Genomic DNA, 12,050 nt, shown 5'->3' on the forward strand with positions numbered 1-12,050 from the left:
GCATTCAATATCTAATTCACGAAATTTTAATTAATAATTTGCAACATTTGTCCAAATAGGTATATATTCTTAATTAACACAACTTAATACTTGGCTGTTTCATCCCAAATGGGGGTTGATGAATGGATACTCAATTTCCCTGGCTAACGCTGATTACCTTACTGCCCTTAGGGGCTGCGCTCTTCATTCCGTTATTGCCAGATCAGGACGGTCGCACGGTTCGCTGGTATGCCCTAGGGATTGGTTTACTGGACTTTGTGTTAGCGGCAGCGGTTTTTGCCCAGCACTACGATATGCAAACAGCCCAAGTACAACTGGCGGAGTCCTATGCCTGGATTCCCCAAATTGGCTTGAATTGGTCCTTGGCAGTGGATGGTCTATCCATGCCCCTCATCCTATTAACGGGTCTTATTAACACCGTGGCTATTTTTGCCGCCTGGCAAGTTAAGCACAAGTCTCGCCTCTTTTACTTTTTAATGCTCGCTCTCTACAGCGCTCAAATTGGCGTATTTGCGGCCCAGGATTTACTACTATTCTTCCTTGTTTGGGAAATTGAACTGGTTCCCGTCTATTTGCTCATCTCTATTTGGGGCGGGCCAAAACGGCAATATGCTGCCACTAAGTTCATTATCTACACCGCCGTTGGTTCTCTCTTTATTCTGTTGGCGGGCTTGGCAATGGCCTTCTACGGTGGCAATTTCACCCTAGACATGACGGCTTTGGGCTTGAAGGATTATCCCCTCACCTTGGAACTGCTGGCCTACGCAGGATTTCTCCTCGCCTTTGGGGTAAAACTACCTATTTTCCCGCTCCATACCTGGCTACCGGATGCCCATGGCGAAGCATCTGCCCCTGTGTCGATGGTCTTGGCCGGTGTTCTTCTGAAAATGGGGGGCTATGGTCTGATTCGTTTCAATACCCAAATGTTGCCCGATGCCCATATCTACTTTGCACCGGTGATTATTGCCCTAGGGGTTGTGAATATTGTCTACGGTGCCCTAACTGCCTTTGGTCAAGACAACTTGAAGCGGCGGTTAGCCCATTCTTCAATTTCCCATATGGGGTTTGTACTCCTAGGCATTGGCTCCCTAAATAGTGTTGGTTTGAACGGTGCGATGCTGCAAATGCTCTCCCATGGATTAATTGCAGCGGTTCTCTTCTTCTTAGCCGGTGTCACCTACGATCGCACCCATACCCTTGCCATGGAAAAAATGGGGGGCATGGCCCAAGTCATGCCGAAAACCTTTGCTCTCTTTACCGCCGGCTCCATGGCCTCCTTGGCCTTGCCGGGGATGAGTGGATTTGTGAGTGAGTTAACGGTATTTATCGGTCTTACCAGTAGTGATGCCTTTACCAGTAGTTTCAAAATGGGCGTTATCTTTTTAGGGGCGGTGGGCTTACTCCTAACACCCGTCTATCTGTTGTCCATGCTACGGCGAGTCTTCACGGGCAATCAACAGGGGGATATGTTTGATAAATACATGGCTGATGCCAATCCCCGCGAGGTGTTTATTGCGGTTTCCTTGCTCCTACCCATTTTAGCGGTGGGTTTATATCCCAAGCTGGCCACCCAAACCTACGATGTGACAACCACGGCCCTGGCAGCCCAGGTGCATCAAGCCCTGCCGGCGATCGCCCAGGAACAGGTTCCCCTCTATGCCCAACTCACCCATTCAGCTCCAGAGATTCCCCTCTCGGCAACGGCGATCGCCCGCTTCTAGTCCCAGGATTCCCTGAGTGAGTAGCTGACGCAATTAATAGAGTGAATTAATTTCTGTTGTTCCCTGATTATTTTAGAATTGAGAAAACATAGTTGCCGTCACGCTGCCCTGACCTAATCTAGGGACTCTATGCATTGGCGGATGATGAGGATAAGACGTGGGATCGCACCATTCCCTAGAACTGATCAGTGATTTGGCACAGGTGGATCAACTCTTGGAATGGTTTAACTCCCTTTGTCCTGCAACCGTTCCCAGTAGTGATTGGTTAGGCCTGCAACTCGCCCTCGTGGAAGCCTTTACCAATGCAGTACGCCACGCCCACCGCGATCGCCCCCAGGAAACACCAATTCACATTGAGCTTTGGGTGAGCGATCAAGAGGTGGAACTCCACCTGTGGGACTGGGGACAGCCCTTTGACCTAGAAAGCCGAATCCGTGCGTTACCCCACAAAATAGCTCCAGACTCCGAGGGGGGGCGGGGCTTAAAACTCCTTGCGAATATTGCCGATGAATTGCACTACGAACGGATGACCGATGGGCGCAACCGCTTGACTTTGCGTAAAAACCTTTAGGATAGTTAGGGATCGGAACTTTTTCTATCGCCCTCTGGAATCATCAATCCTTATGTCTGAACTAAACGACATTCAACCCACCCCTGAAGAAGCCTCTAAAAACGGAACTGGAGCCGCCCGCCAACTCTTGGGCATGAAAGGAGCCAAAGCGGGTGAAACCAATCTCTGGAAGATCCGTTTGCAGCTCATGAAGCCGATCACCTGGATTCCCCTAATCTGGGGGGTAGTCTGTGGGGCCGCCTCCTCCGGTGGATTTAGTTGGACCCTGGAAGATATTCTCAAATCCGCCACCTGTATGCTCCTGTCTGGGCCCCTGATGGCCGGTTATACCCAAACCCTCAATGATTACTACGATCGCGAGATTGATGCCATTAACGAACCCTATCGGCCCATTCCCTCCGGGGCGATTCCCCTAGGGCAAGTCCAGGCCCAGATCATTATTTTGGTCGTAGCTGGTCTGGGAGTGGCAGTTCTGTTGGATCTGTGGGCAGGCCATCCCCATTTTCCCGTCACCTTAACGGCCCTATTTGGTGGATTCTTGGCATTTATTTATTCGGCGCCACCCCTGAAACTAAAGAAAAATGGCTGGTTAGGCAACTATGCCCTAGGGGCCAGTTATATTGCATTGCCTTGGTGGGCGGGCCATGCCCTCTTTGGAGAATTGACCCCAACCATTATGGTTTTGACGCTGATCTATAGTTTGGCGGGTTTGGGCATTGCCATTGTTAATGATTTCAAAAGTGTGGAGGGCGATCGCCAATTGGGGCTAGACTCGCTGCCGGTGATGTTTGGGGTGGGAACCGCTGCTTGGATATGTGTCCTGATGATTGATATTTTCCAGGGGGCGATCGCCGCCTATTTAATCAGTATTGAGGCGAATCTCTATGCCGTGATTCTGATTTTGCTGATCATTCCCCAAATTGTTTTTCAGGATATGTACTTTCTCCGCAATCCCCTGGAAAATGACGTGAAGTATCAAGCCAGTGCCCAACCCTTTTTAGTCCTAGGAATGCTGGTTGTGGGTCTGGCCCTGGGGCATCAGTAAGAGTCCTAACGGCTTGGTTTTCAGCGGTGGCAAAGATTTTTAAGCCAGCACCAGAGTGTTGAGGCCATCCGCTGCAAAACCTGGTTAGGCAACTGATAAACGTTTAACTTCTATGTTGCCAACAGCTTGCTCAGCTTGCCATAAATCGTACTGCATTTGCTGATTGAGCCAACTTTCTGGAGATGTATCAAAGGCTTTTCCCAAGCGAATTGCCATTTCGGGGCTAATACCTGCCCTACAATTCAAGATAGCAGATAGAGTTTTTCGACTTACACCCAGTGCCTCAGCAGCGTCTGTAACAGTCAGATTCAAAGGTTCGAGACACAGTTCTTTAAGAACTTCACCTGGATGTGGTGGATTATGCATTTTCATTAGTGGTAGTCCTCAAGATCGACATCACAAGCATCAACACCGTCAAAGGTGAACGTGATCCGCCAGTTTCCAGATACCCTCACCGCCCAGGTTCCTTTACGTTGCCCTGCAAGTTCATGAAGTATCAATCCGGGCAAGTTCATGTCTTGCGGTGAAGTCGCAGCACTGAGACGAGCCAGAATCAGCCGAATTCGTTTGGCATGATTTGCCTGAATGCCTCGGGTGGTTCCCGACTCAAAGAACTGCTCTAGTCCTCGATGCTTGAAACTGACTATCATTCATCAAGCGTAACCCATAACGTTACTAGTTACATTTCAATGATAGACAAATTTAGAAGCGCGCCTAACGTTCCCCTTCAGCGGCGGCTAATAACCTTTGCATCTCTACTGAGATATTCCAACCGTCCGCGGCAAGGGGGTTGTTAGACCGCGCTATTGCCCCCGTCCTGGTTTGCAATCTGCAAAACCCAACGCCTCTGTATCTAGAAAACTTGCGATCGCCATCTCTATCACTGCTTCAATGGGATATTCAATCTCAGCAGCACGCTCAATCAGTGCCGTCCGAATTATCTCAGGCAATCGCCCTAAAATGACTTCAGCATCAGCCGGAGAAAGTTGCTCTTGAAGTTTGGCTTGCATAGCATCACCTTTCAGTGGGAATCTGAGCGTTGTAAGGGGGTTCAGTGGCTCTTAGAATAATAGCTTCTAGCTCCAATAGTAGCGCGGGGTTTCCCCAATGCGAAATGACCTGTACTGCAATCCTTACATCTTCATCGTTGTACTTGTCAAGCCATGCCCACAAAAAGGCTTTATGCCCACCACCAAAGCGACCGCGTAAACTCTTTGTTTTACCGATATAGAGTAATCCATCGGTCTTATGCCGAATTGCATAAATGCCAGGACGCGCAGGAATACTACTAAACTCACGGCTTAATAGTTGACACTGTTCAAAGGATGTGAATGCGATCTCATCCAGAATATTTCGAGCCTGAACTTGCAACTCAGAATCATTCAATGGCATAGGAATCAGAAATCTGGCTGCCCAGAATTATATCCCCCTATGTACTCAAAGCAGGCAAACTGCTGGAGTTCCTACCCGTTGAATTTGGGACGCTGATTGTAGCCAAGCCTAGGATCATTCGATCCGAACAAGAGAATATACTCTATTTCTTTCTTGTTAACTTCTTCATTTCCGTTGCATCGCTTGGTTCGCCGACGGGGGAAGCGCAGGTCGGCTGGCGTAGGTGGCATCAGTGATGATCCAGCAACTGTATAGTTCGTTGATCACCCCTTCCATTAAAGTACTTGTCGATGATCTTGTGGAACACGGAATTGGCATTTGAGACATGCGCAAATAGTGTCGCACAGGATCGGAGCTTTAGGTCATCCGGTTTACCAAATATCTCAGTCGCAGATCTTCCCTCGATGGCCAACGCGGCCTCGCAAATTGTAATCAGGCGTGGCCCCAGAACACCATGTGTGAGATACGCGTAGGCCTCATCTGAACCCGTTATTCCGTATTTCTGGGCCGTCGAGCTGTTACCTAGGCCGCGAAGTTGTGGGAAGACGTACCACATCCAGTGTGATTTTTTATGCCCGTTCTTGACCTCGGACAATGCGATATCGAATGTACCGTCCTGGGCTAGAACGAAGCGACCGAGGTCGAAATGGTCGTCAGTGTAGGTATCTTGCATCACGATTCTTCGGCGAACGGTTCCGCTCACCGGACGTAGACAACCTTTGCAGCTTAACCAACCAAACTCAACCGTTCCGGTGCAGCGGGATTGTTATACGGCGTGTTCTTGCAGCCAATTTATTACCTCATTGGCATTTCTATCAGGTGGAAAGACTGGATAGAAAACTTTCATAATCTTACCTTCTTCAATGATCAGCGTAACTCGCTTGATGAGATGCTTGCCTCCCACTTCAAACGTTGGCAACTTTAGCGTATTGGTAAGGTTCAATTCACGATCACTCAAAAGCTCGAAAGGTAAATGCAGCCGTGCCTTTACTTCTAACTGATAGTCAGTGCTTTGAGTGCTAAGACCGAAAACACTTGCACCCAATTCGTTTAGCTCTTGGTAATGATCTCGAAAGGTGCAGGACTGTGGCGTACATCCTCTGGCTCCGGGTATTGCATCCCATCCATCAGGAAGAGAAATCCCAGGTTGCCCTGTCATGGGATAGCAATAAACCACGATACGACCTGCGATCGCTGATAAATCAACGCATTCACCATGAGTTGAAGGTAACGAGATCGACGGCAAAGCTATCCCCAGCAAATGATCGCAAGCACCATCATCTATTGGAATGGGCAGATCTTGCGGCAACGCTGTCAGCTTATTCATATGGCTTTTTATGTCTGCGACATCCCTAATGCTAACAGATTGATTTGCAATCACTTCCTCAACCTGCAATCGAAGCCGTATAACGTTCGGGTTGAGCCGCTGCCAGCAACCTTTGCACAGCACCGACCAACTGTGTCAGTCCGCTCCAAGCGAATTGTTATGCCGCCTTATACAGCGACTTCTCCATTACGTAATTGATGAATATTTCGCCCCGACAAGTTACCTTCTGCTCGTTAACGATTGAAAACCCCATACGTTGAAAAAATGGTTTTGCCGTGATGCTAGCTTCAGTGATTAGATGGCTCACCCCCAAGCCTAACGCCTTTGCTTCAATCGCTTGATAAATTTGACTACCCACTCCACAACGTTGATAGTTTTTGCGGCAGTAAAAGCAGTCGATATGACCATTAGACTCTAGCTCTCCGAATCCAGCAATCACACCTTCATCGTCAGCAACATAGGTGAATCGATTTGAGCAGATCTTTTCCCAATCTCTGAAGTAAATATTGTTAGGTGCCCATGCCTCAACTTGATTACTTGAGTAATCGCGGATGTTTATTTCGCGTACTGTTTCATGAAACAACTGTGCTACTTTTTCTGCGTCTTGTTTTTCAAACAACCTTATTTTCATAGGATCGCCTCATCGACAATCTAAAAACTGCCTCTTTTCCAGTAACCTCGCGCTAGTTCAACTCTAAACACTGACAGATAACTTCTAGCTACTTCCACCACCAAGAACTTGCGGCATAACGTTGCCCATCACCCGCCGCAGATAACTTCTGAGTTCTTACAGACAGGCTCTCAACGGTCGGGTGCATGGGCGTTGTTAGGCGGCATTATATTATAAGGGAATAATAAAGACTTAATTATTCTCAACTTTCTGAGATAGAATCAGCACCCAACTGATTAGAAGTAATGCCATCGGCTTTAACAGCATTAATAAATTTATCAAGCTTAGATTTTGGTAGATTACGAGCTTCCCAATTAGGATAATTAAAAGTCAGCCAATCTCTACAGTAACTTTGCTGTAAAAGTTCTCGCATAACCCTCTTAACAGCTTCGCGAACACCTCTCTTTTTTTCAGTCGATAAATAAGCCCATATTCCAATCATTGCATCACAAATATCTTCAACTGAAAATTCATATCTTTTCCTAATAAGAAAAGCTACAACTTGTTGAATCACACCATCTGTAAATCTTTGATCTCTCAAATTTTCAATTGGAATAGGAAGATAACCTTCAGGGATTCTCTTGAACTTCATGTTTTCTGTAAGAATCAATGATAGTTCAGTGTCACGGATATTACCTGAATGAAACTCAATACAATATTCGCCTGTAGGTACTCGGCAAAAAGAGCATAAGAGTAACCTGTCACTATTTGTACTGTCAATAATATCTTTAAATGTCTGTAATGAAGTGGGCAAAACAGTTACCCAAAGACTACAAAGTCTACAAGCGTCTAACGCAACACGAGCACTATTTATTAAGTCGTTTGCGTCTACAAGAAGGTAACGCCGAATCTGCTCTCCTTTTTCGTAGCTTAATGAGTTTGCAGCAGTCCATTCTGTTAAGAGAGTGTGTTTTCTAGCAGGCGAATAAACAATTGCTTCTGGATTGACAGTATTGCCTTGCGATGTGAAGGAAGGCTCAATGCTATGGATACTGTAACCAAGTTTATGAATGGATACAGAATGAGGTCTTAGTAAAGGATGCTTACTAAATAAACCAATGAAAAGATTGGTCATTTGCAAGTTAAAAAAACTGATTTCCAGAGTCATCCTGTACGTCCACTAATCGACTAAAAGTCCTTTGGAGGTTTGTGTAAAAACGAATTGCCGTATTACCACAAGCTCCCATTGAGAGATACATACAAATAATTTCTGGATATATTTCAAAAAAGAGTTTCGCTCCATTGTGTAAATCTACAGCAAGAACGCTGCGACCTTCCCCGCTAGAGGTTGGTCTAGGTGTTCCCCAAAGCTTAAAAGGCATTTTCCCTGAGAACACTACCTCACAAAAAAGATCAACATCTTCGATTTGACTTTCAGATAGATCAAAAACGATAGGATTTCCCGTAACATGCCATTTTGTTTCATCAGCAGTAGTCAGAATAATGTAATCGCTTTCAATTTGATAAACTTTATTTGCATAAGCATTTTGAACCTTATTAATTAAAGCTTGATGTGCAGCAAAGGAAGTTCCATTGGTAGTAAACTTTCCATTAAAATAAAGCGTTTCAATTGTGAATTCTTCTCTGGCGTGAGGTCTAGAGTATTTCATCCTCACATTCGCAAGAGAAGTCTGAGTCGCTAATTCCTTGTCTCGATTCATTAAATCCCACAACAGCCTAGATTCTCGCTGACTGCCAGAAAATTTTAGACTAAATGGTTCAGAATTTACATATTCATTATTTTCTTTTTTAAAGAAGGAGCGGTCATGCTCAAATCGAAACCCTCTAGGTTCACTTTCTTTCTGAGTTGATTCAAGCAAGCCCGACCATAGCCAGGTTCTGTCTAAATAGGTTTTTGAATCAACAAGTCTATTAAGTATGTCATCTAGATATTGGGCACTAGACACAGAATATGCTCGCCAAAACCTCCGATTTGAGTCACTAATAGTATCTAGATAAAGAGTGATTGTCTCCTTGTTCCACGCCCAAGCAACTGTATAGAAACCTGCTTCGTTCGTTTCAACAACATGAGCGTCGCTACTCTTTCTTTTTTTGCCTTCAGCTTGCACGCTTAAAAGGTCACAAAGATAGTTTCCCTCATCCCTTCTTTCTAGTTGTTGAGGTTTCCAGTCACATTCTAATAGAAAGGATTTAACAAATGAGGTGCCCCTTTCAACTTCTCCTTTGTCACGGAGTTGCTCGTATGAGTGCTGCATCTTTCTCTCTAGATATAAATACAGCTCCTCACGATTCTCTACATCTTGTCTCCCTTGCTGACGCGCCATAGAACGACCTATGTGTTATTGATTCCTTCGAGAAGGCTGACTCTAGCGAGACAACCCTCAACTGTATCAATGAAACTCACACCTCATAACTAGAGTAACCGAATATAAACCATCTTCACGGAGAAAAATGTCTCTTCCACGACATTGAAACGCTTTGAATTTTAATCATCTGAGAAAAACAGAGGAAACAAAGGGGATCTCTTGCCAAGACTAAGCAGCCTAACGTTCCCGCTCACCGGACGCAGAGCGCTCCACATCCCCACCGATAACTCAAATTCGTTCCGGTGCAGCGGGATTGTTATGCGGCAGCAATTCCCAGTGCCTTACGGAAAATAATTTTGTCGTCTCCAGCCTTGTAAAATTCTCGAATTCTCGCTTCCTCGTCATAACCACTCTTTCGATAAAATGCACGAACGTATTCAAAGTCTTTCAGTCCGGACGTTTCTACCAGTAGCACACGCTCACCATGCTTAGTCAGCATTTGCTCAATATGGCGCAACAAAGCGGCTCCGCGTCCCTGTCTTTGGTGGTTGGGATGAATAGCGATTAGATAGAGATTCCACGTCCCCTCTGTCATTCGTTCTGGCGCAACGTAGGCAATGCCCACTAGCTCATTATCGTGGTCGCTAAACCACATACCCTGACTGTCTGTTTTGTCACTGAAATGCTGATTTAGCATTTGGGCGAGTTCTTCAATTTGATTTGACTCAAAAAGTCCTGTCGCTTCCGCCAAAGCAAGTAATGCATTCGTGTCATTGGGCGTGGTCAATCGAATCATAACGAGTTTTAGTCAAAGCCTTCACTTTTGCTTCCATTATTCAAGCGCCAACATTAAAATTCCCCACTACCTCAATGAGAAATTCCTGAGACGTTTGCAATTAACAGACAACCTTTCAACTACTGCCCCAACCGTTGGTTTAAGCCGCATAACTACTGATTAGGCAGCGATTAGCAGCCCAACATACCTAAGATTTAGGAAACTGCATCCTCCATAACCAAACATCGCCAGAATTGTAGCACATCAATATTGAGGTATCAAAAATTGCTAAATCTAGCATATACAAAACTTCATGGTTCACTAAAACCCTTAACTGGTAAGGGTTTTTAGTCTTTAAAAAGGTGAATGTTATACGGAATCAAGCAGATATGCACCTTAGCCTTAAAGGACTACAAGCCTTTGCTGCCAAGAGTTATGCTGCTAAAGTAAGAGAATATTATGCTGCATCTGTTTCCATGGAATCCTTGCCCCCAGATACTCCCAAGCGGAAACTATTAGATCAAGTCCGCGATGCCATCAGACTAAAACACTATAGCTACCGCACTGAACAAAGTGAGGCTGCCTCAAAAATACGAGCAACCTCAGCATTAACGCGGATTGTAATCGTTTTAGTTTCCATAGCAGTTATTTAGTCTATAAACGAGGTAATCTATTTTTTTTTGTAAATAATAGAGAGAAACAAGCGACTCATGCCATTGCCATACCCAAATGCAATGTTTCGTTGTAGTGCTGAATAAAGTTCCAAATCGCTTCCTCATGAAGTGGAGTGAGACAGATAATGGCGAAGTCGCATCAATGCCAGGGTTTGACCCAATTCTAGGGGCAGCAGGGATACCCCCTCCAAACTAGATTGAATCCAGTTCTCTCCCCAAAGCCATTCTTGCCAGCCGTCGATTCCTTGCCCCAGGATTAAAACCAGGCGATCGCCACTGATGGATTTCACTTGATGGTCAATGGTCAGGGGGCCCAATTTACTTTGGAAGACCAGTCCGGTTTCTAGGCGATCCGGTAGGGGGTGGCTCAATTGCTGGGGCCAGAGCCAGGCTTGGATCTCCTCGGGCCGGGTGAGGCAATCCCGCAGTTGACTGGCAGAGGCGGGAATTTCAATCCGAATTTGACTACGTTGGAATTGACCGAGCATGTTCTCAATATCCTCATTTGCTTCAAGAGACCAAAAGAACTAAAATTGCTGAATGCCTCTATTTAACTAGGGTTTGTCCGTTCTACTCCCATTCTCGCAAACACTGCCGAAAAATTTATGATCGCCTCCTCTCCCACTCCGATTCGTATTGGTTCTCGCAAAAGTCAATTGGCCTTAGTCCAAACGGAATGGGTACAGGCAGAACTTCAGGCCCGGCACAGCGATCGCCAGTTTGAAGTCCTAACCATGACCACCCAGGGAGACAACATTTTAGATGTGGCCCTGGCAAAAATTGGCGACAAGGGTTTGTTTACCAAAGAGCTTGAACTCTCCATGCTGCGGCGGGATACGGATTTAGCGGTGCATTCCCTCAAGGATCTGCCCACCCATCTACCGGACGGTTTAATGTTGGGCGCGATTACAGAACGGGAAGACCCCGCCGATGCCCTTGTTCTCAGTGCCAAACATCTCGATAGTGGCCTGCAACTGGATACCTTACCGGCGGGATCGGTGATTGGTACATCCTCCCTGCGGCGGTTAGCCCAATTACGGCATCATTTTCCCCATCTAGAATTTAAGGATGTACGGGGAAATCTGAATACGCGCCTGCAAAAACTAGATGCCGATGAGTACGATGCGCTGATTTTAGCGGTAGCGGGGATGAAGCGTTTGGGGTTTGGCGATCGCATCAGTCAGGTGATCCCCACAGAACTGTCCCTCTATGCAGTAGGGCAGGGGGCCCTAGGCATTGAATGTCGCACCAATGATCCCGATATCTTAGAAATTATTAAAACCCTAGAACATCCGGGGACTGCGGCCCGCTGCTTGGCGGAACGGGCCTTTCTGCGTCAACTAGAAGGGGGGTGCCAAGTTCCCATTGGGGTGCACACGGTGATCTCAGGGGATGAACTCACCTTGATGGGACTGGTGGCGAGTCTAGATGGTAAAACCTTGATTAAGGATAGCGTGAGTGGGCCGAGCAGTGATGCAGAAACCCTCGGGTTTACTTTGGCGGAATGCCTACGGGATCAAGGAGCCAGTGCTATCCTCGAAGATATCTTTGCGACAATGCGCCCCGAACGTTAATCCCTTTCCCATTTAACTAACTAACTCCACCTAG

At 46.3% G+C, this 12,050-nt stretch carries 15 protein-coding genes; 4 read left to right on the plus strand and 11 right to left on the minus strand.

Going from position 1 to position 12,050, the window contains the following annotated elements; all coding sequences use genetic code 11:
- The first annotated feature begins 122 nt into the window (after positions 1-122).
- From L3556_RS01820 to chlG, 3 genes are all read left to right on the plus strand, one after another.
- Positions 123-1,721 carry an NAD(P)H-quinone oxidoreductase subunit 4 gene (locus L3556_RS01820; protein ID WP_277865593.1) on the plus strand — a complete coding sequence of 533 codons (1,599 nt, stop codon included), beginning with the start codon at positions 123-125 and terminating at the stop codon, positions 1,719-1,721.
- Between the two features lie 157 nt (positions 1,722-1,878).
- Positions 1,879-2,292, plus strand: a complete 414-nt coding sequence (locus L3556_RS01825; protein ID WP_277865594.1) for an ATP-binding protein — start codon at positions 1,879-1,881, stop codon at positions 2,290-2,292.
- A gap of 52 nt (positions 2,293-2,344) precedes the next feature.
- A complete protein-coding gene (chlG, locus tag L3556_RS01830) occupies positions 2,345-3,337 on the plus strand; it encodes a chlorophyll synthase ChlG (RefSeq protein WP_277865595.1) in 993 nt (330 codons plus the stop codon).
- A gap of 84 nt (positions 3,338-3,421) precedes the next feature.
- On the opposite strand, the gene L3556_RS01835 is transcribed toward chlG, so the two are convergent.
- From L3556_RS01835 to L3556_RS01885, 11 genes are all read right to left on the minus strand, one after another.
- The gene (locus tag L3556_RS01835; RefSeq protein ID WP_277865596.1) at positions 3,422-3,709 is read right to left on the minus strand and encodes a HigA family addiction module antitoxin; all 288 of its coding nucleotides are present in this window, start codon (positions 3,707-3,709) and stop codon (positions 3,422-3,424) included.
- Entirely contained in the window at positions 3,709-3,987 is a 279-nt protein-coding gene (locus L3556_RS01840) for a type II toxin-antitoxin system RelE/ParE family toxin (RefSeq protein ID WP_277865597.1), read from the minus strand. Before L3556_RS01840 ends, L3556_RS01835 begins: the two co-directional genes overlap by 1 nt.
- 153 nt (positions 3,988-4,140) lie before the next feature.
- Positions 4,141-4,347 carry a hypothetical protein gene (locus L3556_RS01845; RefSeq protein ID WP_277865598.1) on the minus strand — a complete coding sequence of 69 codons (207 nt, stop codon included), beginning with the start codon at positions 4,345-4,347 and terminating at the stop codon, positions 4,141-4,143.
- Between the two features lie 4 nt (positions 4,348-4,351).
- A complete protein-coding gene (locus L3556_RS01850; protein ID WP_277865599.1) occupies positions 4,352-4,729 on the minus strand; it encodes a GIY-YIG nuclease family protein in 378 nt (125 codons plus the stop codon).
- A 229-nt stretch (positions 4,730-4,958) separates the two neighbouring features.
- Positions 4,959-5,402, minus strand: a complete 444-nt coding sequence (locus L3556_RS01855) for a DUF1810 domain-containing protein (protein WP_277865600.1) — start codon at positions 5,400-5,402, stop codon at positions 4,959-4,961.
- Positions 5,403-5,495: 93 nt separating this feature from the next.
- Positions 5,496-6,056, minus strand: coding sequence for a peroxiredoxin (locus L3556_RS01860; protein WP_277865601.1), 561 nt, complete (start codon positions 6,054-6,056; stop codon positions 5,496-5,498).
- Positions 6,057-6,213: 157 nt separating this feature from the next.
- Positions 6,214-6,687, minus strand: coding sequence for a GNAT family N-acetyltransferase (locus L3556_RS01865; protein WP_277865602.1), 474 nt, complete (start codon positions 6,685-6,687; stop codon positions 6,214-6,216).
- 241 nt (positions 6,688-6,928) lie between these two features.
- A complete protein-coding gene (locus L3556_RS01870) occupies positions 6,929-7,834 on the minus strand; it encodes a hypothetical protein (protein WP_277865603.1) in 906 nt (301 codons plus the stop codon).
- Positions 7,809-9,011 (minus strand): hypothetical protein, encoded by a 1,203-nt coding sequence (locus L3556_RS01875; RefSeq protein WP_277865604.1) that lies wholly within the window; start codon positions 9,009-9,011, stop codon positions 7,809-7,811. The genes L3556_RS01870 and L3556_RS01875 overlap by 26 nt, the downstream gene beginning before the upstream one ends.
- Before the next feature lie 298 nt (positions 9,012-9,309).
- Positions 9,310-9,789: a GNAT family N-acetyltransferase gene (locus tag L3556_RS01880; protein ID WP_277865605.1), complete on the minus strand. Its 480-nt coding sequence runs from the start codon at positions 9,787-9,789 to the stop codon at positions 9,310-9,312.
- A 754-nt stretch (positions 9,790-10,543) separates the two neighbouring features.
- Positions 10,544-10,930: a hypothetical protein gene (locus L3556_RS01885; protein ID WP_277865606.1), complete on the minus strand. Its 387-nt coding sequence runs from the start codon at positions 10,928-10,930 to the stop codon at positions 10,544-10,546.
- Positions 10,931-11,047: 117 nt separating this feature from the next.
- Here L3556_RS01885 and hemC point away from each other — a divergent pair, with 117 nt between their 5' ends.
- Positions 11,048-12,016 carry a hydroxymethylbilane synthase gene (gene hemC / locus L3556_RS01890; protein WP_277865607.1) on the plus strand — a complete coding sequence of 323 codons (969 nt, stop codon included), beginning with the start codon at positions 11,048-11,050 and terminating at the stop codon, positions 12,014-12,016.
- Positions 12,017-12,050: the final 34 nt, after the last annotated feature.

It is taken from the genome of Candidatus Synechococcus calcipolaris G9 (assembly GCF_029582805.1).
GTDB lineage: Bacteria > Cyanobacteriota > Cyanobacteriia > Thermosynechococcales > Thermosynechococcaceae > Synechococcus_F > Synechococcus_F calcipolaris.